This is a genomic window from Streptomyces sp. NPDC055189 (assembly GCF_053606765.1).
The window spans coordinates 1-22,568 of record NZ_JBSGSG010000029.1 but is presented as its reverse complement, the minus strand read 5'-3'; the positions used below and the strand labels follow the sequence as shown (position 1 = coordinate 22,568).

The 22,568-nt window shown below is 69.9% G+C and carries 22 protein-coding genes and 1 riboswitch; of the genes, 13 read left to right on the top strand and 9 right to left on the bottom strand.

Going from position 1 to position 22,568, the window contains the following annotated elements; all coding sequences use genetic code 11:
* Positions 1-31 precede the first annotated feature (31 nt).
* From ACWFR3_RS21620 to ACWFR3_RS21610, 3 genes are all read left to right on the top strand, one after another.
* Positions 32-955, top strand: a complete 924-nt coding sequence (locus tag ACWFR3_RS21620) for a MurR/RpiR family transcriptional regulator (RefSeq protein ID WP_453736225.1) — start codon at positions 32-34, stop codon at positions 953-955.
* Between the two features lie 58 nt (positions 956-1,013).
* On the top strand, positions 1,014-2,006 hold the full coding sequence (gene murQ / locus ACWFR3_RS21615) for an N-acetylmuramic acid 6-phosphate etherase (protein WP_453736224.1): 993 nt from the start codon (positions 1,014-1,016) through the stop codon (positions 2,004-2,006).
* A 61-nt stretch (positions 2,007-2,067) separates the two neighbouring features.
* A complete protein-coding gene (locus ACWFR3_RS21610) occupies positions 2,068-3,591 on the top strand; it encodes a PTS transporter subunit EIIC (RefSeq protein ID WP_453736223.1) in 1,524 nt (507 codons plus the stop codon).
* Positions 3,592-3,659: 68 nt separating this feature from the next.
* On the opposite strand, the gene ACWFR3_RS21605 is transcribed toward ACWFR3_RS21610, so the two are convergent.
* Positions 3,660-3,800, bottom strand: a complete 141-nt coding sequence (locus ACWFR3_RS21605; RefSeq protein ID WP_453736222.1) for a hypothetical protein — start codon at positions 3,798-3,800, stop codon at positions 3,660-3,662.
* Positions 3,784-4,386 carry a Uma2 family endonuclease gene (locus tag ACWFR3_RS21600; RefSeq protein WP_453736221.1) on the bottom strand — a complete coding sequence of 201 codons (603 nt, stop codon included), beginning with the start codon at positions 4,384-4,386 and terminating at the stop codon, positions 3,784-3,786. Before ACWFR3_RS21600 ends, ACWFR3_RS21605 begins: the two co-directional genes overlap by 17 nt.
* Before the next feature lie 271 nt (positions 4,387-4,657).
* Between ACWFR3_RS21600 and ACWFR3_RS21595 the strand changes: the two genes are divergently transcribed.
* Positions 4,658-5,413, top strand: coding sequence for a polysaccharide deacetylase family protein (locus tag ACWFR3_RS21595; RefSeq protein WP_453736220.1), 756 nt, complete (start codon positions 4,658-4,660; stop codon positions 5,411-5,413).
* Positions 5,414-5,416: 3 nt separating this feature from the next.
* Here ACWFR3_RS21595 and ACWFR3_RS21590 read toward each other — a convergent pair whose 3' ends face one another.
* A complete protein-coding gene (locus ACWFR3_RS21590; protein ID WP_361194456.1) occupies positions 5,417-5,641 on the bottom strand; it encodes a hypothetical protein in 225 nt (74 codons plus the stop codon).
* On the bottom strand, positions 5,638-5,850 hold the full coding sequence (locus ACWFR3_RS21585; protein WP_453736219.1) for a hypothetical protein: 213 nt from the start codon (positions 5,848-5,850) through the stop codon (positions 5,638-5,640). Before ACWFR3_RS21585 ends, ACWFR3_RS21590 begins: the two co-directional genes overlap by 4 nt.
* A 114-nt stretch (positions 5,851-5,964) precedes the next feature.
* Between ACWFR3_RS21585 and ACWFR3_RS21580 the strand changes: the two genes are divergently transcribed.
* The 5 genes from ACWFR3_RS21580 (at position 5,965) to ACWFR3_RS21560 (ending at position 11,510) form a co-directional block, all read left to right on the top strand.
* The gene (locus ACWFR3_RS21580) at positions 5,965-6,804 is read left to right on the top strand and encodes a helix-turn-helix domain-containing protein (RefSeq protein WP_453736218.1); all 840 of its coding nucleotides are present in this window, start codon (positions 5,965-5,967) and stop codon (positions 6,802-6,804) included.
* Entirely contained in the window at positions 6,788-7,063 is a 276-nt protein-coding gene (locus tag ACWFR3_RS21575) for a DUF397 domain-containing protein (protein ID WP_453736217.1), read from the top strand. Before ACWFR3_RS21580 ends, ACWFR3_RS21575 begins: the two co-directional genes overlap by 17 nt.
* A 136-nt stretch (positions 7,064-7,199) precedes the next feature.
* On the top strand, positions 7,200-8,849 hold the full coding sequence (locus tag ACWFR3_RS21570; protein WP_453736216.1) for a PP2C family protein-serine/threonine phosphatase: 1,650 nt from the start codon (positions 7,200-7,202) through the stop codon (positions 8,847-8,849).
* A gap of 5 nt (positions 8,850-8,854) precedes the next feature.
* Positions 8,855-9,979: a cobalamin B12-binding domain-containing protein gene (locus ACWFR3_RS21565; protein WP_453736215.1), complete on the top strand. Its 1,125-nt coding sequence runs from the start codon at positions 8,855-8,857 to the stop codon at positions 9,977-9,979.
* Positions 9,980-10,262: 283 nt separating this feature from the next.
* Positions 10,263-11,510: an esterase/lipase family protein gene (locus ACWFR3_RS21560; protein ID WP_453736214.1), complete on the top strand. Its 1,248-nt coding sequence runs from the start codon at positions 10,263-10,265 to the stop codon at positions 11,508-11,510.
* Here ACWFR3_RS21560 and ACWFR3_RS21555 read toward each other — a convergent pair.
* Positions 11,488-12,579, bottom strand: a complete 1,092-nt coding sequence (locus tag ACWFR3_RS21555) for a PP2C family protein-serine/threonine phosphatase (RefSeq protein ID WP_453736213.1) — start codon at positions 12,577-12,579, stop codon at positions 11,488-11,490. The genes ACWFR3_RS21560 and ACWFR3_RS21555 overlap by 23 nt on opposite strands.
* 298 nt (positions 12,580-12,877) lie before the next feature.
* Between ACWFR3_RS21555 and ACWFR3_RS21550 the strand changes: the two genes are divergently transcribed.
* A complete protein-coding gene (locus ACWFR3_RS21550) occupies positions 12,878-14,977 on the top strand; it encodes an ATP-binding protein (RefSeq protein ID WP_453736212.1) in 2,100 nt (699 codons plus the stop codon).
* 51 nt (positions 14,978-15,028) lie between these two features.
* On the opposite strand, the gene groL is transcribed toward ACWFR3_RS21550, so the two are convergent.
* The 4 genes from groL to thrC all read right to left on the bottom strand — a co-directional run bounded on the left by groL (position 15,029) and on the right by thrC (position 19,303).
* Complete coding sequence (gene groL / locus ACWFR3_RS21545; RefSeq protein ID WP_453736211.1) at positions 15,029-16,654, bottom strand: chaperonin GroEL; 1,626 nt, start codon at positions 16,652-16,654, stop codon at positions 15,029-15,031.
* Between the two features lie 335 nt (positions 16,655-16,989).
* Positions 16,990-17,193 (bottom strand): cold-shock protein, encoded by a 204-nt coding sequence (locus tag ACWFR3_RS21540; protein ID WP_005315736.1) that lies wholly within the window; start codon positions 17,191-17,193, stop codon positions 16,990-16,992.
* A gap of 424 nt (positions 17,194-17,617) precedes the next feature.
* Entirely contained in the window at positions 17,618-17,893 is a 276-nt protein-coding gene (locus tag ACWFR3_RS21535; RefSeq protein WP_361194437.1) for a MoaD/ThiS family protein, read from the bottom strand.
* A gap of 102 nt (positions 17,894-17,995) precedes the next feature.
* Positions 17,996-19,303 (bottom strand): threonine synthase, encoded by a 1,308-nt coding sequence (gene thrC, locus ACWFR3_RS21530; protein WP_453736210.1) that lies wholly within the window; start codon positions 19,301-19,303, stop codon positions 17,996-17,998.
* 17 nt (positions 19,304-19,320) lie between these two features.
* Positions 19,321-19,455, bottom strand: a riboswitch (SAM riboswitch).
* 166 nt (positions 19,456-19,621) lie between these two features.
* Between thrC and ACWFR3_RS21525 the strand changes: the two genes are divergently transcribed.
* The 3 genes from ACWFR3_RS21525 to ACWFR3_RS21515 all read left to right on the top strand — a co-directional run bounded on the left by ACWFR3_RS21525 (position 19,622) and on the right by ACWFR3_RS21515 (position 22,454).
* Complete coding sequence (locus ACWFR3_RS21525) at positions 19,622-20,566, top strand: glucosyl-3-phosphoglycerate synthase (RefSeq protein WP_453736209.1); 945 nt, start codon at positions 19,622-19,624, stop codon at positions 20,564-20,566.
* A gap of 107 nt (positions 20,567-20,673) precedes the next feature.
* Positions 20,674-20,946: a hypothetical protein gene (locus tag ACWFR3_RS21520; RefSeq protein ID WP_453736208.1), complete on the top strand. Its 273-nt coding sequence runs from the start codon at positions 20,674-20,676 to the stop codon at positions 20,944-20,946.
* A 104-nt stretch (positions 20,947-21,050) separates the two neighbouring features.
* Positions 21,051-22,454, top strand: coding sequence for an alpha,alpha-trehalose-phosphate synthase (UDP-forming) (locus tag ACWFR3_RS21515; RefSeq protein ID WP_453736207.1), 1,404 nt, complete (start codon positions 21,051-21,053; stop codon positions 22,452-22,454).
* Positions 22,455-22,568: the final 114 nt, after the last annotated feature.

Sequence of the window (22,568 nt, the reverse complement as noted above, 5' to 3'; positions counted from 1 at the left end):
CCGACCACCGGTCCGAAAATATCTTTCAGATGTGACCAATGACGTGAAGGAAATTTTCGCGGGCGCCGCGCCCCCCGCCCCGGCAGCCCTCGCGGCCAAGGTGCGGACCCTCGCGCCGTCCATGACCCGCTCCATGCAGCTGGTCGCCGAGGCCGTCGCGGGCGACCCGGCAGGCTGCGCGGCCCTCACGGTCACCGGCCTCGCCGAGCTCACCGGCACCAGCGAGGCCACGGTGGTCCGCACCGCCCGCCTCCTCGGCTACCCCGGCTACCGCGACCTGCGGCTCGCCCTCGCCGGACTCGCCGCCCAGCAGCAGTCGGGCCGCGCCCCCGCCGTCACCGCCGACATCGCCGTGGACGACCCGATAGCGGACGTCGTGGCGAAGCTGGCCTACGACGAGCAGCAGACCCTCGCCGACACCGCGGCCGGACTCGACACCGTCCAGCTCGGGGCGGCCGTCGCCGCCCTCGCCGTCGCGCCCCGCACCGAGATCTACGGCGTCGCCGCCTCCGGCCTGGTCGCCCAGGACCTCGCGCAGAAGCTCCTGCGCATCGGCCACATCGCCCACGCGCACTCCGACCCGCACCTGGCCGTCACGAACGCCGTCACGCTGCACTCCAAGGACGTGGCGATCGCGATCACGCACTCCGGGTCCACCGGTGACGTCATAGAGCCGCTGCGGGTCGCCTTCGAGCGCGGGGCGACGACCATCGCGATCACCGGACGGCCCGGCAGCCCCGTCTCGCAGTACGCGGATCACATACTGACCACCTCCACCGCCCGCGAGAGCGAACTCAGGCCCGCCGCGATGTCGTCCCGCACCAGCCAGCTGCTGGTCGTGGACTGCCTGTTCGTGGGCGTCGCCCAGCGGACGTACGACAGCGCGGCCCCCGCACTCGCCGCCTCGTACGAAGCACTCGCCCACCGGCACAGCCCGCGCGGCGGCACCCGCTGACCTCCCGCAGCTCCCGAACCCCCCGCCACCCCCGCCGCACACGAAAGAGCCGCCCCTCATGACCACGACCGACGCCACGCCTTTCCCCGCCCCGCACAACGGAGAGACGTACGGCGAACTCCGTGCCCAGCTGGACACCCTCACCACCGAGGCGTTCCGGCCCGAGCTCTCCGAGATCGACCGGCAGCCCACGCTGGAGATCGCGAAGATCATGAACGGCGAGGACGCCACCGTGCCCGCGGCCGTCGCCGAGCAGCTCCCGGCGATCGCCGCGGCCATCGACGGCACCGCCGAGCGCATGGCCCGCGGCGGCCGGCTCGTCTACGCGGGCGCGGGGACGGCGGGCCGCCTCGGCGTGCTCGACGCCTCCGAGTGCCCGCCCACCTTCAACACCGACCCGGCCGAGGTCGTCGGCCTCATCGCGGGCGGCCCGAGCGCCATGGTCACGGCGGTCGAGGGCGCGGAGGACAGCAAGGAGCTCGCCGCCGAGGACCTGGACGGCCTCGGGCTCACCGCGGACGACGTGGTGGTCGGCATCTCCGCGTCGGGCCGCACCCCGTACGCGATCGGCGCCGTCGAGCACGCCCGCGCGAAGGGCGCGCTCACCATCGGCCTTTCCTGCAACGCGGACAGCGGGCTCGCGGCAGCCGCCGACCACGGCATCGAGGTCGTCGTCGGCCCCGAGCTGCTCACCGGCTCCACCCGGCTGAAGGCGGGCACGGCCCAGAAGCTCGTCCTGAACATGCTGTCGACGATCACGATGATCCGCCTCGGCAAGACCTACGGAAACCTGATGGTGGACGTACGCGCGTCGAACGAGAAGCTGCGCGCCCGCTCGCGTCGGATCGTCTCCCTCGCCACCGGCGCCTCCGACGACGAGATCGAGACGGCCCTCGCCGCCACCGACGGGGAGGTGAAGAACGCCATCCTCACCATCCTCGGCGGGGTGGACGGCCCCACCGCGGCCGACCTCCTCTCCTCGTCGGACGGCCACCTCAGGGACGCCCTGGACACCGCCCGCACGACCCCCCGCACGCCCCGCACCACCTGACCGACCTCCCCCAGCCGCTGACCGAACAGCGCCACCCTGCACACAGCAAGGCACCCGCACCATGGCAACTGACAAGAACCGCGCCACCGCCGCCGCGATACTCCCCCTCGTCGGCGGCGCCCAGAACGTCACGTCCATCGCCCACTGCATGACGCGCCTGCGCCTCAGCCTCGCCGACCGCTCGCTGGTCGACGACGAGGCCCTGAAGGCACTGCCCGCCGTGATGGGCGTGGTCGAGGACGACACGTACCAGATCGTGCTCGGCCCCGGCACGGTCGCCCGTGTCACCCCGGAGTTCGAGGCCCTGGTGGAAGAGGGCAGGTCGGCGGCGCCGACCGCGGCCCCCGAACACGTCCTGACCGCCGACGAACTGGCGGCGCAGGGTGCGGCGCTCAGGGCGGCCCGCAAGGAGAAGAACGCCACCCCGTTCAAGCTCTTCCTGCGCCGCATCGCGAACATCTTCGTGCCGCTGATCCCGGCCCTGATCGGCTGCGGCATCATCGCGGGCATCAACGGCCTCCTGATCAACCTGGAGTGGCTGCCGGGCATCACTCCGGCGCTCGCGGCGATCGCCTCCGGGTTCATGGCGCTCATCGCGGTGTTCGTGGGCTTCAACACGGCGAAGGAGTTCGGCGGTACGCCGATCCTGGGCGGCGCGGTCGCGGCGATCATCGTGTACGCGGGTGTCGCGAACATCGAGGCGTTCGGCCAGAAGCTGTCGCCCGGGCAGGGCGGCGTACTCGGCGCGCTGGGCGCCGCGGTCCTCGCCACCTACATCGAGAAGTGGTGCAGGAGGTGGGTCCCCGAGGCCCTTGACGTCCTGGTCACCCCCACCATCACGGTCCTGCTCTCCGGCCTGGTCACGATCTTCGGCCTGATGTTCCTGGCCGGCGAGGTCTCGACGGGCATCGGCACGGCGGCGAACTGGCTCCTGGACAACACGGGCGCGTTCGCGGGCCTCGTCCTGGGCGGTCTGTTCCTGCCCCTCGTCATGCTGGGCCTGCACCAGGCCCTGATCCCCATCCACACCACGCTCATAGAGCAGCAGGGCTTCACGGTCCTGCTCCCCATCCTCGCGATGGCGGGAGCGGGCCAGGTCGGCTGCGCGATCGCGGTCTACAAGCGCCTCAAGCACAACACCTCGATCCGTACGACCATCAAGTCCGCGCTCCCCGCAGGCTTCCTGGGCGTGGGCGAACCCCTGATCTACGGCGTCTCGCTCCCCCTCGGCCGCCCCTTCATCACGGCGTGCGTGGGCGGCGCGGCGGGCGGTGCGTTCATCGGCTTCTTCTCGATGATCGGCGAGAAGGTCGGCTCCACGGCGATCGGCCCCTCGGGCTGGGCCCTGTTCCCCCTCCTGGACGGCAACAAGGGTCTGGGCCTGACGATCGCGATCTACGGAGGCGGCTTGCTCGTCGGCTACGTGGTGGGCTTCTTCGCGACGTACTTCTTCGGCTTCAGCAAGCAGATGCTGGTGGAACTGAACGCGGACGTCGACGCGGGCGAGTCCCCCACGGCCCGAGCCGAGGCGGCACCGACCCAGCCACCCGCCACCAAACCGGCGAACGCGCCGGCGGGAGTCTGAGCCTGCGGGAGGGCCGGCGCCGGTAGCGTGCGCCGCCCCTATCCATCCACAGCGGTACGTACGCGGCACTAGGACCGGCCCGAGACCTCTTCGTCGTCGCCGAAGAGAGTCGCCAGAAGCTCGGCCATGCCGACAGTCGGGTCGTCACGGTGCTGCTCGGCCTCGCGCGCGGCCAGCACATCGTCCACGTCGTCAGCCGGGAAAGTCACCGGTATCGACCGTCGCCGCGAACGGTTCCGGCAGCTTGAGGCTCTCCCCGAACGGCACCCGCTCGGCATGCTTGTACGCCCCGTTCTGGGGGCCGGTGAACAACGTGGCCGTCGGACCGTGCTCATCGAAGCGGTCCACGAGCAGGTAGACCGGGACCGGGGCGTGCGCGTATGCCCAGAGCTTCTTGGTGCGGTCGTCCTTGGCATTGCTCTGCGAGGTGATCTCGACGACGAGCAGGGTCTCCGAAGCGCACAGAGGGTCGTTGGTGTCGGGGTCGGCGGCGTCGACGACCTCTCTGGGGGCCAGCACCAGGTCAGGCACGTACAGCTTGTCCAAGGGGGCGATGTGGATGCCGAGGGTCTGATAGACCTCCAGCTTCTCGGAGATCACCCCGTAGAGCAGCCGGTGCAGCATGGCTGCGATTCCGTTGTGATGCCTGTGCGGCGGCGGTACCAAGACAATCTGCCCTTCATCGATCTCGGCGTGCCAGCCTTCCGGCACATCCAACTCACGCCATGCCTGGAGCAGGAGGTCCCACGAACGGCGGTCAGGAGCCGTGTCGTGCTCGACCAGTGCTGCGGTCATCGCGGGTCCCTTCTCTTGGCCTACGGCGCGTGAGCGTAGATCGACGAGCCTGCGGTCGTTGACCGCTTCTCCCCAGCGTCCCACGAACGAGCGACGGAGGCGTTGATCCGCTCACCGCGGCCCTGCCCTGTCCCCGGGGAGTTGTCCGTGAACTCCCCCGGAATTGTCCTTGATCGGTAACGGACGCATCCCTTTGCGACCGGATCTCGTCCTGCCCTGTGGGTCGCAAGCGACCGGGGATCGGCGCGGGACAGTACGCAAAGGGGCGGACATGGCACGGCACAGTGGCGGGCGGGGCTGGTACAGCAAGTTGATCGGGGCCGCGCTCGGGGTGACGATCCTCGCCACCGGCGCATCGGTGTGGACCGCGCAGGCCGGCACATCAGACGCACCGGCGGCGAAGAAGCCGAGCGCCGTCAAGCCGGTCTCGAAGACGATCGCGCACGCCTCCGAGAAGGGGAAGCGCGGCATCAACATCACCATCGACGACGGCCCCGACCCCAAGTGGACCCCCCAAATGCTCGAACTGCTGCGGCAGTACGACGTGAAGGCCACCTTCTGCATGGTCGGTACGCAGGCCCAGGCCCACCCCGACATCGTGAAGAAGGTCGTCGCGGACGGCCACCGCCTCTGCGACCACTCGATCTCGCACAACACCGGCATGGACAAGGAAACCAACGCCTACCAGTCCAAGCAGATCCTCGACGCCGAACGCATGATCACCAAGGCGTCCGGCGGCGTCCGCCCCATGTACTACCGCGCACCCGGCGGCGCCTTCACCCCGTACAGCCGCAAGCTCGCCGCCGAGCGCGGCATGCGGCCCCTCGGCTGGAACGTCGACACCAAGGACTTCGAGCGCCCGGGCACGGACGCCATCATCGCCACCGTCGAGCGGGAACTGCCCAACGGGCCGACCCTCCTCTTCCACGACGCGGGCGGCGACCGCACCCAGACCGTCGAAGCCCTGCGCACGCTCCTGCCCCGCCTCAAGGAGCAGGGCTACACCTACGGATTCCCGGTCCGCTGACCCTCACGGCAGCCGCCGCTCCCGGTTCAACTGCCGCACCTTCTCCCTCAGCACCTCGTCCGGCGCCGCCTGCCCGACCGACTCGGGCGGGCAGTCCCACTCCCGGCCCCCTCGCAGGGGCCTCAGCTGTACGAGACCGCCCTCGCACCCCATGACCTGCCCGACGCTGCCGTCCCGGAAGTCCACCGCGTACGTCCCTGCCTCCGGGACGGTGGGGTCACCGTTCACTGCGCGCTCTCAAGGACCGTCGCGAGCCGCAGCGCCGTGTCGAGATTGCAGCGCCCCAGCTCCACCAGCGGCAGCGCCCCTTCCGCCGACGCCGTCAGCGGGTCCATCCGCAGCGAGGGCAGCGTGACCCCGGCCCTCTCCAGGCCCGCTCTCAACTGCCGTACGGCATCCTCCACCGCCCGCACCCGCTCCTCCGCCGTCAGCGCCATGACCTCCGCCTTTCACACACAGTGTTGCTGATTCCTCACCCAGCGTGTCCGCTCCCGGCTAGCCTGAACAGTGACGGCGACCCAACAACCCCTCGCGTACGACCGGGAGTTGCCATGCCAGGACCGAAGGACCTCGACCCCTCATCGTCCCCCCGCGCCCTGCTCGGTGCGGAGTTGCGCCACGCCCGCGAACGGGCGGGACTGAGCCAGGAGGAACTGGGCGCACCCCTGTTCGTCAGCGGCTCGTTCATCGGACAGCTCGAATCGGGTACGCGGCGGATGCACTTGGAGTACGCCCGGCAGATAGACGAACTGCTCGACACGGGAGGGTTCTTCGAGCGCAACTGCGCGGCGATCGCGAAGTCGAAGTACCCGGATCACTTCGCTGAAGCGGCGGAGGCGGAGTCAATTGCCACCGGCATCCGGGAGTACGCGCCCCTGCTGATCCCGGGGTTGCTCCAGACAGAGGGGTACGCGCGGGCCATGTTCCGGAGCGGGCGCCCGACAGCGACGCAGGATGTCATCGACGAGTTGGTGAAAGCGCGCCTGGAGCGGGCGCACATCCTGCGCGATCCAACAACACCGCTGTTGTGGGCAGTACTCGACGAGGCAGCAATCCGCCGCATGGTCGGAGGCCCCGCGGTGATGGCCGAGGCCCTGCAACACGTAGCCGCGCTCGGGCAGCGCCACCGGGCGATCGTGCAGGTCATGCCCTTCTCCGCAGGCGCCCACCCGCTCATCCAGGGGTCCCTCAAGCTCAAGACCTTCGACGATGCGCCTACGCTCGCCTACGCAGAGGGAGTTGAGACCGGGCGTCTCGAAGACAACCCAGCCACAGTCGCACGGCAGACTCTGGCCTACGATTTGTTGGGAGCCAGCGCACTCTCGCCACGAGACTCCCTGGCCCTGATCGAATCAGTGGCAGAGGATTACACCCATGAGGACCAGCCCTGAGTACGACCTGAGCACAGCTACTTGGCACAAGTCCACGTACAGCGGGCCTGACGGCGGCAACTGCCTGGAGATGGCCCGCTGGCGCAAGTCCACGTACAGCGGCGGGCAAGGCGGCGACTGCCTCGAAGTAGGCGACGGGCACCCCGAGATCGTCCCCGTGCGCGACTCCAAGAACCCCACCGGCCCGGCGCTCGTGTTTCAGGCCACCGCCTGGAGCACGTTCGTCGCGGGCCTGAACGCTGGGCGGATTATGCAGTAGTCGGTCGGAGGATTTCGTAAGTACGGCAAAGTACGTCGAACTAATACCAGTAGTCATATGCCGTCGGTAACGTAAAGCCCCCTGGCTTCGAGTGGGTGGGGGGTGGTGGGCGCCCGCGCCAGTGGGTTCCACGCTGATGGTCTCCTTGCCGGAGCAGAAGAGGTCTCGTGGTGTACGACCTGCCGCGCAGCACCTTGACCCCTACCCGGTGGTCACGGTGGACGCGGACGGCATCGTGCTGTCCCACAACGAAGAAGCCGGTCTTCTGCTGACGCGGATCGACGTCGGTGTCGCACTGGGCGAGATCGCGCCCGCCTGGCTGAGCGAGGCCCACCTGCGGTGGGTGAACGGCGCGGGGGACGAGCCGTCGGCGTGGGCGGACGGCCGGATCGGCGGGCGCCCCATGAAGGCGCTCGCCGGGCCGGGCGCGAACGGCGCGGTGTCCTGGTGGCTGATCGGTGACGGCGTCCAGTCGGGCGCCGCACAGGAGTTGGCGCGCGAGCGGGCGAGATCCGGTCTGCTCCAGGAGCTGTCCTCCGAACTGCTTGCCTCGCTGAATCTGGAGCGCTGCATGGCGGTGACGGGGCAGCGGGCGGCGCGGCATCTGGCGGACGCGGCGGTCGTGGTCGGGGCGGGCGACGGGCGCAGGTTTCCCGTGACGCGCTGCTCCGACCGCGGGCCGGTGGTGCAGGAGCGCATCGAACTGGACCCCGAACAACTGCCGGGCTTGGCAGAGGCGTTGCTGGGGCTCCCCCCGGTGTCCTCCTGCTGGATCGATCCGCACCAGATGCCTGTCTGGGCCATGCCAGACGGCTTCGTGGACGACGCCGCGGACATCGGTTCGGTGGTCGTGGTGCCGTTGCCGGGCCACGGTGTACCGGCCGGATGCCTCATTCTGCTGCGCCGCCGTCAGGAAGAGGCGTTCACCGCCGACGAGGAGTCCTTCGCACAGCTCTTCGCCGCACGCGCCGGCGCCGCCCTGTCCATCGCCCGCAGTTACGCCCGCCAGGCGCACGTCACCGAAGTGATGATGCGGGACCTGCTGCCGCCCGCCGTCGACCGGGTGCACGGCATCAGCTTCTCCGGCCGGTACCGCGCCTCCGTGGAGGGCGAACGCGTCGGCGGTGACTTCTACGACCTGTATCCCGCCGAGGCGCCGGAGGCCGAGACCGTCGCGGTCCTTGGTGACGTGTGCGGCAAGGGCCTTGAAGCCGCCGTCACGGCGGGGCGGATCCGGCACGTGCTCCAGGCGCTCGTGCCGTTCGCCGCCGACCACACCCGCCTGCTCACCCTCCTCAACAGGGCGCTGCTGGCCGCGCAGCAGACCCCCTTCGTGACACTGGTCCTGGTCACCGCGGTGCACCAGGACTCGCGGGTACGGCTGCGCGTCTCCAGCGCGGGCCATCCCGCCCCGCTGATCGTGCGTACCGACGGCCGTGTCGAAGAGACCCTGACCACGGGCACGCTGATCGGCGCCTTCGCCGACCTCGATCTCATGACCGCGGAAGTCACGCTGCACCCGGGCGACGTCTGCCTCCTGTACTCCGACGGGATCACCGAGGCATGGGGCGGGCCGCTGGGGCACGTGATGTTCGGCGAGGAAAGGCTGCGCGCCGTGCTCGCCGAGTGCGCCGGGATGCCGGCCGAGGTGGTCACCGAGCGCGTGCAGATGGTCGTGGCCCAGTGGGTGGGCGAGGGCAGGCACGACGACATGGCCGTACTGGCGATCGGCGCGCCACGCGGCAACCGTCCGACGACAGAGAAAGAGCAACCCCGGAAAGGGTGATCCGCGTGAGCGGTGACCAGCAGAACGACTCCCTCACCGAGTCGCGTGAGCAGTTGTGGCAGGCATTCGACGAGTGCGACGAGACGCGCGCCGTCGCCGTCGTGCGCGGTGCGCTCGGCACGGCGGAGCTCAAGCGGGTGCACGACATGGACGCTTCGGCCGCCGGACAGCTGCGTGCCGCGGGTGAGCGCGTCCTGCTCGAACTGATCGCACCGAGCCAGGAGCGGGTGGGTGCGGCCTGGGCGGCCAACGACATCTCGGTGGCGCAGGAACACGCTGCCACGGCGATCAGCGAGCGGTGCGTAGCGGCAGTGGCCGAAGCCACCGCCCCCGCTCTCTTCGGACCGTTCACGGGGCGGGTCCTGGTGGCGTGCGTCAACGGCGAGTGGCACGCCCTGCCCGCGCTCCTGATCAGCGAGGTGCTGCGGCTGCGCGGCTGGCGCGTCGACTATCTCGGGGCGCAGGTCCCCACCGAGCATCTGGTCGAGCACGTGTATCGCACTCGTGCGCAGGCGGTACTGCTCTCCTCGTCCATCCCGACGCTCCTGCCCGGCGCCCACAACGCGATCGCCTCGTGCCAGAGCGTCGGCGTTCCGGTGCTTGCCGGAGGGGCCGCGTTCGGTCCGCAGGGCCGCTACGCACGGATGATGCGGGCCGAGTGGGCCAAGGACGCGCGCGGCGCGGCGACGCTGCTCGGCCAGAACCTGGCGGGGGCCGGTGCGCCCGCGGCCCGTCCGCCGGACCTGGACCTGCCGCACCTGGGCGACCAGGAGTACACCATGATCCGCCGGAGCAGGCCGCAACTGGTCAAGCAGACCCTCGCCGACGTCGAAGAGGGCTTCCCCGAGATGCGCGGGTACAGCGAGTACCAGCTGGAACGCACCGTCGAGGACATCGACTTCATCGTCAACTACCTCGCCACGGCCCTATACGTCGACGACCCCGGCCTGTTCACCAGGTTCATCACGTGGACCGCGGACATCCTGTCGGCCCGCGGCGTCCCGCCCCTGTGTCTGCTCCCCGCGCTGGACTCGCTCCTCGCCCAGCTCAAGGACTTCCCCCGCGCGGTCGGCATCCTCACCGCAGGACGCGGCCTCCTCACTCCGCCCCCGCCCGGCAGCCCCGCGTGATCACATCGGCTTCGGGCCATACTTCCCCGGCTCCGGCAGGCGGACGCTGACCGAGTCGGACACCACCCCGGCACACCCGTAACCACCGCGGGCCCCCGCACCCAGGCCCGGCCGTCCCCGCCCCCGTACCGCAGGGGTGAATACGGCCAACGCCCCGCTGTCCGAAAGGCCCCCGCTCGTCCGGTGAATCCCGGTGGCCGTCTATCGACGACCACCGCGCGTATCGAGGATGGCACCTGCCCACCCGCCGTCATCGAAGCCGCACCACCGGAGGGGATCCTTCATGACCGATTCCAACGAGCCCAACGAGCCCGACGAAGAGCAGATCGCCGAGGCCTTCGGGATCGCCGCCCGCGTCACTCTGGCGCCCGGCCCCAGGGAGGTCTCCGAGGCCGCTCCCGCCCCTGACCAGGAGTGGGCGTTACCCGACGGCAAGGCGTGGGTGTATCTCGCGGACGCCAAGCGCGGGCTCGCCAAGCCGGTGATCATCGCGGACGGCTTCAACACCGGGCCCAGCGACCTGGACTTCTCGTGGGAGATCCTGGAGCGGGGCCCGTACCCCTTCATCGGCGAACTGCGCAGGCGCGGGTACGACGTCGTCCTGCTCGGCTTCGACGAGCGCAGCGCCTCGATCCTGGACAACGCCAAGGCGGCCCGCTCGGCGATCCAGGAGGCCATCGCGCGGCGCTCCGGCAGCCACCCGCTGACGGTGGGCGGCTTCAGCATGGGCGGTCTGGTCACGCGGTACGCGCTGGCGAAGATGGAGCACGACGACGTCGAGCACGAGACCGAGCTGTACTTCTCCTTCGACAGCCCGCACCGCGGCGCCTGGATCCCGATCGCGCTCCAGTCGTTCGCGCACTACATCCGGCGCCTGAACGCGGCGTTCTCGAACCAGATGAACAGCCCGGCTGCGCGCCAGCTCCTGTGGCAGCACATCTCCGAGTGGGGCGACACCCCCGAGACGGACAAGGAGCGCGTCGAGTTCCTCGCCGAGCTCGAGCGGGTCGGCGGCTGGCCGCGCCGCCCGAAGAAGATCGGCGTCGCCAACGGCGTGCGTACGGGCGCGGGCAACGGCGTCGCCCCCGGCGAGCAGGCGTTCCGCGGCAGGGGCCTGGCCATCACCGGCACTCACCTCTACACGCAGCCCGCGGGCGAGGACCAACTGGTCGCGCAGCTACGGGTGGTGACTTTGCGCAGGCCGCAGATCCGCACCTCGTACCTGCCCGGGATCGACGGCGCACCGGGCGGCACCCTGGAGGGCTTCGGCATCCTCGCCGACGAGCTGGACAAGATCCCCGCGATCATCGGCCTCGGCTCGGAGGCCGAGATCCGCGAACACTGCTTCGTCCCGGCCGTGAGCGCGGTGGCCCTGCGCGACATCGACAGCCACCAGAAGCTGTACGACCCGTTCCCGGAGAAGTCCGAGGACAGCGAACTCGACGAGTACCTCTGCGCCGCTCAGAACGAGGGCCACACCCTGGTCACCGAGGAACTCTGCACCTGGATCATGGACCGGCTGCCGGGCTGATCCCCTCCCGGGGGAAGGCGGCCTGCGAGGACTCGGTGACGCCGGCCGCCCGGCACAGGACGAGGACGACGTCGTCCGTGAGCGGGCGGCCGGTGTGCGCGATCGCCATGGCGTACAGGGCGTCGAGCGCGTCGGAGTTCGAGGGGTCGGCCAGCGCCCCGGCGACGCGCGGCAGCAGGGGGAACTCGACGCCGTCGGCGTCGCGGGCCTCGCTCAGGCCGTCGGTGTAGAACAGGAGGCGCTCCCCCGGCTGGAGGTAGACCCGGTGCGCCAGTGGTGTCGTGCGCAGCCCCAACGGGAGGGCGGGTTCCGGGGGTTCGAGGAGTCTGATCTGCTTGCCCACCCGAACGGGCGGCGGATGCCCGCAGTTGACCAGGCGGACCTCGCCCGGCGCGAACTCGGCCAGTACGGCGGTGACGAAGTCCTCGGGGCCCAGGGCGGGATCGAGGCGGGCGTCCAGGGCCGTGGCCAGGTCGGCGAGGCCGGGGGTGACGTAGGCGAGGTCACGGAAGGCCTTCATCGACGCCGCGGTGGTCCGCAGCGCCTCCAGGCCGTGGCCGCGCACGTCCCCGACGAACAGTCTCGGTCCGTACGGGGTGTGGACGACGTCGTACAGGTCCCCGCACACCGAGGCCCCCTGCACCGGACTGCGGTGCAGGGAGCACACCTCGATGCCTTCGACCTCGACCGCCAGGGGCTGCAGCAGCGCGCTCTGCGACGCGCTCGCCACCTCCGTGACGCGGGCGAGCGACGCCTTCCGCTCGGCATGCCGGGCGGCATTGCGGATGGCCAGCATCCCGCCCGCCACGAGGACCAGGAACTCCAGGGCAAAGCCCGGCGCCCTCAGCAGATGGCGCACGATGCCGGTCCCCGCCGCGAGGAGGACCGTCCAGCAGACCACCATCGCGGTCCGCCGCACACTCGACCAGACACAGGCGAGGAGCGGACCGATCAGAAGCACGGCGATCCCCACCGGCCGACCGCCGACGAACGTGCCGATCGCGGCCAGGAGCAGACCGACGCCCGCGGCGAGCGCCGGCAGACCGCTCCGGCTGTGCCATTTCCGCATGTCTGCCTCCCGGCCCCACCTGCCGACGGGCATGGCCCGGCCCCACCCCCATGTTTACGCTCCGTGACGACTGACGGTCACTATGGCCCACTCATGGCCCCTCTCAGAAGTGATTGACCGGAGTAGGCGGTAGATGACCGGCCCTGACGCCGAAATGCGGTGATCCGCGCGTCTCGCCCGGAGAAATGGGCATCTCGTGACATCCACGGGCCGGGGGCCGTGACGGAGAGCAGACTCACCTGTCGGAGACGGCGGCTGCGAGCCGAAGGGGCCCGGGCGCCGGAGACGGGGAGCCACCATGCGGACATCCGGGAAGGGCCGGCAGGTGGGCAACCTACCGGCCGAGACAACGAGTTTCGTCGGACGCGGAGCCGAACTGCGGGCCGTGGCGCAAGCCGTGACCGACGCCCGCCTGGTGACGCTGACCGGCGTGGGCGGCGTGGGAAAGACCCGGCTGGCACAGCGCGCCGGAGCCGGACTGCGGGACGCCTTCCCCGACGGGGTGTGGCTGGTCGGCCTCTCCCAGCTGAGCGAACCGGCCCTGCTGGCACTCGCCCTGTACGAAGGTCTGCGGCTTGCCGACCAGAGCACCCGGCCCGCGAGCGAGGTGGTCACCGAGTGGCTGGCCGACAAGAAGCTGCTCCTCATCCTGGACTGCTGCGAACATCTGGCCGCCGACTGCGCCGACTTCGTACGGACACTGCTGGCCGCGGCTCCGGGCGTGCACGTCCTCGCCACCAGCCGCCGCCCCCTGGCCCTGCGGGGCGAGCGGGCGATCGTCGTGCCGCCGCTGCCGGTGGACGTCCATGGCGGACAACCGTCCGACGCCTCCCTGCTGTTCATGGAACGCGCGGGCGTCACCAAGGAGGACGGCACCGCGGTGGCGGAGATCTGCGCGCACCTGGAGGGAATCCCCCTCGCCATCGAACTGGCCGCCGCCCGCCTGTCCGAGATGGACCTGGAGGCTCTCCGACAGCGCCTGCACGACCGCTACGAAACGCTCGCCGCCCCGTCGCCCTCCCCCGGCTCCCCCGGCGCCTGGCCCGGCGACGGCGATCCCCGGCACCTGACCCTGCGCACGGCCATCGGCTGGAGCCACGAACTGTGCACCCCGCAGGAGCGCCTCGCCTGGGCCCGCCTGTCCGTGTTCGCCGACGGCTTCGAGCAGGAAGCGGCCGAACTGGTCTGCTCCGGCGGCCCGCTCGGCAGCGGGCAGATCGGGGGGCTGCTGTCCGCGCTGGTGGACAAGTCGCTGCTCCGGTCGGTGCAGACCCAGCGCGGCCTGCGCTACTCGATGCTGGACACCGTCCGGGAGTACGGCGAGGAGTGGCTGCGAAGCCTCGGTGAGGAACAGCGCTTCTCGGAGCGGCACCGGGACTACTACCGCTGGCTGGCCCGCACCGGCGGCCGGAAGTGGGCGGGCCCCGACCAGGTGGCCTGGTACGAGCGCTGCACGGCGGAGCACGCCAACCTGCGCGCGGCGCTTGAGTGCTGCCTGGCCGACGAGGACCCGCGCGACAGCCTTGAGATGGTCGGCAGCCTGTGGTTCTTCTGGTTCTGCTGCGGCTTCCAGCGCGAGGGCCGCCACTACGGGGACCGTGCCCTGGCCAAGTCACCCGGCCCCGGCCCCGAGCAGGGACGCTTCTGGGCCCTGTGGACCCTGGGAATGGTGGCCTTCGCGCAGGGCGACCTCGAAGCCTCCGGCCGGCAGGTGGACCTCTGCAATCCGCTGGCGGACCGGCTCGGCGATCCGGCGGCGGTCGACGCCGCCCGCTACCTCGAAGGGTCCTGGCTGGCGCTGAGCGGCCAGTCGGCGCGGACGCTCGGCCTTGTCGCAGGAGCGGCCGGTTCCTCGGACTGCGGCGGCGGTTCCCCCGCCGTCAAACTCCTTTTGCTTGCCACCGTTCCGTTCGCCCATCTCCGTCTGGGCGAGTTCGACCAAGTCGCCGTGACCGCCGACACCCTGCGCGTGGAGTGCGAGCGGCACGGCGAGCAGTGGATGCGCAGTTTCGCCTTCTACCTGCTCGCCGGAGCCGCCCTCGGCAACGGCGACGCGGCCTCGGCGGTGCGGCACGCCCGCGACGGCCTGGCGATCAAATGGCGGCTCCACGACCTCCTCGGTGCCGCCCTGAGCGTCGACACGCTGACCTCGGCCATGGACGATCCCGAGCAGGCCGCGCGGCTACTCGGTATTTCCGATGTCCTGTGGCGCTCCGTCGGTGGCGCGCGGATGGGAAATGTGGACCTCGTGGCCGCCCGCCGGGCCAGCGAGCACCGGAGCCGCGAGGCCATCGGCGACCCGGCGTACGAAGCCGCGTTCCGCATGGGCCTGGAGGCCGACCTCGACGACGGCATCGCCTACGCCCTGGCAACGCCCGAGGGCGGCACCCCTTCGTGAGAAGGAGTGCCGCCCTCGGTACGTACGGGACGTCGATCGACCAGAGGTCGATCAGAAGTCCATGTCACCGCCCGGCATGCCGCCGCCGGCCGGGGCAGCGCCCGCCTTCTCCGGCTTGTCGGCGATGACGGCCTCGGTGGTGAGGAACAGCGCGGCGATGGACGCGGCGTTCTGCAGGGCAGAGCGCGTGACCTTCGCCGGGTCGAGGATGCCCTCGGCGATCATGTCGACGTACTCACCGGTCGCGGCGTTGAGGCCGTGGCCGACGGTGAGGTTGCGGACCTTCTCGACGACGACGCCGCCCTCAAGGCCGCCGTTGACGGCGATCTGCTTGAGCGGGGCCTCCAGGGCGAGCTTCACGGCGTTGGCGCCGGTCGCCTCGTCACCCTCGAGCTCCAGCTTCTCGAAGACGGCGGCGGCCTGCAGCAGCGCCACGCCACCACCGGCGACGATGCCCTCTTCGACGGCCGCCTTCGCGTTGCGAACGGCGTCCTCGATGCGGTGCTTGCGCTCCTTGAGCTCGACCTCGGTCGCGGCACCGGCCTTGATGACCGCAACACCGCCGGCGAGCTTCGCCAGGCGCTCCTGCAGCTTCTCGCGGTCGTAGTCGCTGTCCGAGTTCTCGATCTCGGCGCGGATCTGGTTGACGCGACCCTGGACCTGGTCGCTCTCACCGGAGCCGTCGACGATCGTGGTCTCGTCCTTGGTGATGACGACCTTGCGGGCACGGCCGAGCAGGTCGAGACCGGCGTTCTCCAGCTTGAGGCCGACCTCCTCGGAGATGACGGTGCCACCGGTGAGGATGGCGATGTCGCCGAGCATGGCCTTGCGGCGGTCACCGAAGCCGGGCGCCTTGACGGCGACGGACTTGAAGGTGCCACGGATCTTGTTGACGACCAGGGTCGACAGGGCCTCGCCCTCGACGTCCTCGGCGATGATCAGCAGCGGCTTGCCGGACTGCATGACCTTCTCGAGGAGCGGAAGGAGGTCCTTCACGTTCGCGATCTTCGAGTTCACGATCAGGATGTACGGGTCGTCGAGCGACGCCTCCATACGCTCCATGTCCGTGGCGAAGTACGCCGAGATGTAGCCCTTGTCGAAGCGCATGCCCTCGGTGAGCTCAAGCTCGAGCCCGAAGGTCTGCGACTCCTCGACGGTGATGACGCCTTCCTTGCCGACCTTGTCCATCGCCTCGGCGATGAGCTCGCCGATCTGGGTGTCGGCGGCGGAGATGGAGGCGGTCGAAGCGATCTGCTCCTTGGTCTCCACGTCCTTGGCCTGCTCGAGCAGGGCGCCCGAGACGGCCTCGACGGCCTTCTCGATGCCGCGCTTGAGGGCCATCGGGTTGGCACCGGCGGCTACGTTGCGCAGGCCCTCGCGGACCAGCGCCTGCGCCAGGACGGTCGCGGTCGTCGTGCCGTCACCGGCGACGTCGTCCGTCTTCTTCGCGACCTCCTTGACCAGCTCGGCGCCGATCTTCTCGTACGGGTCCTCGAGCTCGATCTCCTTGGCGATGGAAACACCATCGTTGGTGATCGTGGGGGCACCCCACTTCTTCTCGAGGACGACGTTGCGACCCTTGGGGCCCAGGGTCACCTTGACGGCGTCGGCGAGCTGGTTCATGCCGCGCTCGAGGCCGCGCCGTGCCTCCTCGTCGAACGCGATGATCTTGGCCATGTGAAGTGGTCCTCCCGGACAGGGGTGGCATGCTCCGGATCGCATCGGTGCCCGCGACGGACGGCCTGCAAGCCTTGTGGTTCCTTGCCCCACCCGGCCTGCGGGCCTCACCGACCCGATCCAAGTTCTGTCACTCTCACTCGGAGAGTGCTAAGCCCAATGATTAGCACTCGACCCCTACGAGTGCAAGCGCCTCTCATGGATCCCGGACGCACGAGGGGGCGCGCGTCCAGGGGCGCGGGGCGCGGCGAACACAGGACGCACGAGGGGCCCGTACCCCTGTCGGGATACGGGCCCTTCGTCACTCGCTAAGTCGCTGGCCGATCGCGCCGAGATCAGACGGCGAGCTTGACCATGTCCGCCTGCGGACCCTTCTGGCCCTGCGAGATCTCGAACTCAACTCGCTGACCTTCTTCAAGGGTGCGGTAGCCGTCCATCTGAATCGCGCTGTAGTGGACGAAAACATCCGCACCACCGTCGACCGCGATGAAGCCGTACCCCTTCTCCGCGTTGAACCACTTGACGGTGCCCTGAGCCATGCCTAACTCCCCTATTACTGGCCCTTGCACGGACCCGCACTTCGCGGACCCGGGTCAGACCTCACCCCCCCAATGGGTTGTGGAGGCGTGCGCCGGAACGCGTCGACCGCGGCTGAATGTATCTGTCCAACTGCCCTCTGCAACAGGTCAATCAGACGAGAATTCTGGGCACGCGTGATCGGAAATATGCGGAGGATTTACCGGAGTTCAGGGCAAGTCGGGCCAGACAAATGCCACGAGAGGGGCAAATGGGCAGTGCACTTTGGCTACTTCTTGTCGCCCTCAGGGCGACTTCGTATATGCGCTCGGCACAAACGGGGAAGCTCGCTTCCCAACTGTACCGCGCTCAACCACATAGAATTGCCCCCTCCGCTTCTCTCGCAGAGGGGGCATTTCCGATTACGCAGGGTATTTCCTTAAAGGATCAACCACCGGCGACGGCAGGAATGATCGAGATGCCCGCGCCGTCCGGCGTAGCGGTCTCCAGACCCTGCTCGAAGCGGACGTCGTCGTCGTTCACGTAGACGTTCACGAAGCGCCGCAGCTTGCCCTGGTCGTCCAGGACGCGCGCCGCGATGCCGGCGTGGTTCTTCTCCAGGTCGGCGATGACCTCGGAGAGGTTCGCCCCCTCGGCGGCGACCTCGGACTGACCGCCGGTGTAGGTGCGAAGAATGGTGGGGATACGAACGTTCACGCTCATGGATTCACCTCGGGGTGCGTGGGGCCCCTTCAGGGGCGCGGGGAACTGCGCGACCAGCCACGACGGTCCGCAGACGGAAAGAAGGCTCAGGCCCTGCGGCGATTAACCGGCAAGACCCGCGGCGCGAAACGCGTCAAGGCTGGGCTTGATCGTGGCGGTCGCCTGAGACGTCTCGGCAACAGCGTCAAGAGTCTTGAGCCCGTCACCCGTGTTCAGCACCACCGTGGTCAGGGTGGGATCGATGAGCCCCGCGTCGATCAGCTTCTTGGTGACGCCCACGGTCACCCCGCCCGCGGTCTCCGCGAAGATCCCCTCGGTCCGGGCAAGCAGCTTGATCGCGTCGACGACCTGCTCGTCGTTCACGTCCTCGACGGCCCCACCGGTACGACGCGCGATGTCGAGCACGTACGGCCCGTCGGCGGGGTTGCCGATGGCAAGCGACTTGGCGATGGTGTTCGGCTTCTGCGGGCGGACGACGTCGTGCCCGGCCTTGAAGGCGGTGGACACCGGCGAACAGCCCTCGGCCTGCGCACCGAAGATCTTGTACGGCTTGTCCTCCACGAGCCCCAGCTTGATGAGCTCCTTGAGACCCTTGTCGATCTTCGTGAGCTGCGAGCCCGAGGCGATCGGGATGACCAGCTGGTCCGGCAGCTGCCAGCCGAGCTGCTCGCAGATCTCGTACGCCAGGGTCTTGGAACCCTCTCCGTAGTACGGCCGCAGGTTCACGTTCACGAAGCCCCAGCCCTCGCCCAGCGGGTCGCCGATGAGCTCGGAGCAGAAGCGGTTCACGTCGTCGTAGTTGCCCTCGATGCCGACGAGCTCGCCGCCGTACACCGCAGCCATGACGACCTTGCCCTGCTCCAGGTCGTGCGGGATGAACACGCAGGAGCGGAAGCCGGCGCGGGCCGCGGCGGCACCGACGGCGCCCGCGAGGTTGCCGGTGGAGGAGCAGGAGAGCGTGGTGAAGCCAAAGGCGCGGGCGGCCTCGATGGCCTGCGCCACGACGCGGTCCTTGAAGGAGTGCGTCGGGTTGCCCGAGTCGTCCTTGACGAACAGCTTGCCCTGCTCGACGCCGAGCTCGCGGGCGAGGTTGTCGGCCTTGACGAGCTTGGTCCAACCAGGGTTGATGTTGGGCTTCTCGGCGACGTCCGCCGGGACGGGCAGGAGAGGGGCGTAGCGCCAGATGTTGTCCGGGCCGGACTCGATCTGCTTGCGGAGTGCCTCGGGGTCACCCGTCGGCAGGTCGTACGCGACTTCGAGCGGGCCGAAACAGGCCTGGCAGGCGAAGATCGGGCCGAGGGCGTAGAGCTCACCGCACTCGCGGCAGGAAAGGCCCGAAGCGGGACCGAGATCCACGGAACCCGTGGTCGAAGGGGTGGTGTCGTTCGTTGCGACAGTCTGCGCAGCCATGGAGGCGAGGCCCTTTCTCCTCATCTTCCCCGCGGCGAATCTCACCGCGAGACGGAATTGGCACCTTCCCCACCGAGACCTCGCGTGCGCGGTCGGCGGGATGGTTGCCGGGGCTTCAACGGGCCGTATCCCTCTGCCCCTCTGGATGAGCGGTATGGCGCCGGGCTTCAGGGGCCCGGGGCGTTTATTGCGCGATGACCCCGGCATGCGATGGTCATCGGCGTTGTTCAAGACTGTAACCGACGGCCTGGACCCTTGAGATAGTCGTCCGCACCGCGAGATGGATCACATGTAGGCCACACACAGGAGGAGCCCCCCGTGCTGGAAGAGGCCGAGCGCTGGCTGACCAGGCGTTCCTGGTCGGTTGCCGACCGTCCGCTCAGCGCGCTCGTCGCCGCCAAACGGGCGTCGGGAGCCTCGGTGAGTGTCGTCCTGCCCGCGCTCGACGAGGAGGAGACGGTCGGCGAGATCGTCGCCGAGATCCGCCGCGAGCTGGTCGAGGAGACCGCTCTCGTCGACGAGCTCGTGGTGATCGACTCCGGCTCCGCGGACCGCACGGCGGAGGTCGCCCGGGCGGCGGGCGCGCGGGTCGTGCACCGGGACGAGATCCTGCCGCGCATCCCGGCCGTGCCCGGCAAGGGCGAGGTCCTGTGGCGCTCGCTCCTGGTGACCGGCGGCGACATCGTCGCGTTCGTCGACGCGGACCTGAGGGAGTTCTCGGCGGACTTCGTGACGGGGATCGTCGGCCCGCTCCTGACGGAGCCCGACGTGGACTTCGTGAAGGCGATGTACGACCGTCCGCTGGCCGGAACCGACGATCAGGGCGGCCGGGTCACCGAGCTGATGGCGCGCCCGCTGCTCAACATGCACTGGCCCCAACTCGCGGGGTTCGTACAGCCGTTGGGCGGCGAGTACGCGGCGCGCAGATCACTCCTGGAGCGCCTCCCGTTCCCCGTCGGCTACGGGGTGGAGCTGGGTCTGCTGGTGGACGCGCTGCACACCGTGGGCCTGGACGCGCTCGCGCAGGTCGACGTCGGGGTGCGCAAGCACCGGCACCAGGACGGGCAGGCGCTCGGCAGGATGGCCGCGGCGATCTACCGGACGGCACAGCTGCGCCTCGCGCGCGGCCACCTCGTACGCCCCGAGCTCATACAGTTCGAACGGGGCGAGCAGGGGTTCGAGCCGCGGACCCATCCGGTCGACACGGAGGAGCGTCCGCCGATGTCCGGCATCGCGGAGTACACGGCCCGCCGCGTGGCGTAACCACTCAAGGCCGGGCATTTTGTCTACATTCCCCACTTATGTGGCAAATGTGGCAGAGACATGCAGTGGGAAGCGCGCGACGTACGCGACGTAACGGTGGCATGACCATGGCCACGGCTGGCCTCATGGCGGCGATGCTCGGTGCCGCAGCCGTGCCTGCGGTCGGCGCGGAGGCGCGGCACGAGGCGTCGCCGTCGTACGGGAACGTCAGAACCATCGACCGCGCCGAGCTCGGCCCCGCGGACGAGCAGCAGAGCGTCCGCGGTGAGCTGGCCAAGAGCGGCAGCGACTCGGACACGATGCTGTACGCGGGCCTCGCGATCTCCCTGTGCGTGCTGGGCGCGCTCGCGGTGGCCGCGGCACGGAGCAGACGGGACTAGGTCCCCTGTCCCCACAGGCCCCCTGTCCCCGAACGTATACGGCCGGGTCCGTCACGGTCCGGCCGTACGTTTGAGCCCTTCCCGGAAGGGCTAGGTTTCGGCACATGGTCTCCGAGCACGCCGCCGCCCAGGTCCTCGTCGCGTCCAACCGCGGCCCCGTCACGTACTCCCTGGAGGAGAGCGGGGAGCTGACGGCCAAGCGGGGCGGCGGCGGACTCGTCTCCGGGCTCAGCGCGATCGGCGACTCCGAGGCCGCCCTGTGGGTCTGCGCGGCGCTGGGCGACGGCGACCGGGAGGCGGTACGACGCGGGGTCGGCGAGCCCGGCGTACGGATGCTGGACATCGACGCGGGTTCGCACGAGGGGGTCCACGCCGACGCGTACAACGGGATCGCGAACTCGGTCCTCTGGTTCGTCCACCACATGCTGTACCAAACCCCGCTCGAACCGGCCTTCGGCCCGGAGTTCCGTGCGCAGTGGGCGTCGTACGAGACGTACAACCGGGCCTTCGCCGAGGCGCTCGCCGAGAGCGCGGCCGGCGGCGCGGCGGTCCTCGTCCAGGACTACCACCTGGCCCTGGTGCCGGGGATGCTGCGCGAGCTGCGCCCCGACCTGCGCATCGGCCACTTCTCGCACACGCCGTGGGCGCCGGTGGACTACTTCCGGATGCTCCCGGACGACGTCGCGGAGCAACTCCTGCGCGGCATCCTCGGCGCCGACCGGGCGGCGTTCCTGACGGGGCGGTGGGCGGACGCGTTCAGCGACTGCTGCGTAGCCGTCCTCGGCGGTACGTCGGGTACGCGGATCGGGGTGCACGGGCTCGGGGCCGACGCGGATTTCCTGCGGGAGCGGTCGCGGCGGGATGACGTGGAGGAGCGGCTTGCCGCGCTGCGGGGGCAGATCGGGGGCTCCGGTGACCGGAAGGTAGTGGTCCGTGTCGACCGAACCGAACTCTCCAAGAACATCGTGCGGGGATTGCAGGCGTACCGGGAGCTGCTCGCGTCCCGGCCGGAGTGGCGGGAGCGGGTGGTGCACGTCGCCTTCGCGTACCCGTCCCGGCAGGATCTCGCGGTGTACCGCGAGTACACGGCCTCTGTGCAGCGACTGGCGGACGAGATCAACTCCGAGTACGGGGTGGAGGGTTGGACGCCGGTCGTCCTGCACGTGAAGGACGACTTCGCCCGCTCGCTCGCGGCGTACCGTCTGGCCGACGTGGCCCTTGTGAACCCCATCCGGGACGGGATGAACCTTGTCGCCAAGGAGGTTCCTGTCGTCTCGGACGAGGGGTGCGCTCTTGTCCTCTCGCGGGAGGCGGGGGCGTTCGAGGAGTTGGGCGAGGATGCGGTGGTGGTGAACCCGTACGACGTGACGGCCACTGCTTCCGCGCTGCACGCGGCGCTGAACATGCCTCCGGGAGAGCGGGCGGAACGCACCAAACGCCTGGCGGCGGCAGCTACGGCTCTCCCCCCGGCCCAGTGGTTCCTGGACCAGCTGCGGGCGCTCGGGTAGGAGTTTTTCCCCAACCCCGCCCCTTCCCGAAAACCGTGCCTGCGCCCCGGGCCTACCTGGGGCTCCGCCCCAGACCCCGTAACAAGATGTCCTCAAACGCCGGACGGGCTGGAT